Here is a 254-nt window from a genome sequence, read left to right as displayed (position 1 = left end):
CAAGTGCATTCCCGCCTGATTTGTTGTAGCTGACTTTGATATCAACCATTGAGGATAATTTATCGATCAGCAAATCTCGCTGGTCATATAAGCCATTCGGAAGAAGCCCGACCGGCTCTACTTGTGCAATTTGCTTATTTAAACTATTTAACTGAGAAAGCAGAGAATTGACATCCAACACAGTTGTATTTAGCTCTGCTTTTAAATTCGATTGGACATTTGTAAGTGATTCAGAAATATAATTAAACGTTTCA

The 254-nt window shown here is 37.0% G+C and carries 1 protein-coding gene; it reads right to left on the bottom strand.

Annotated elements, in window-relative coordinates; all coding sequences use genetic code 11:
• The coding region (locus SB660_RS22200) for a FlgK family flagellar hook-associated protein (protein WP_410584626.1) at window positions 1-254 on the bottom strand (254 nt) is incomplete at both ends.

The organism is Bacillus sp. SIMBA_005, from assembly GCF_046535585.1.
In the GTDB taxonomy this organism is placed as follows: domain Bacteria; phylum Bacillota; class Bacilli; order Bacillales; family Bacillaceae; genus Bacillus; species Bacillus pumilus.
This window is presented reverse-complemented; position numbering and strand designations above follow the sequence as displayed.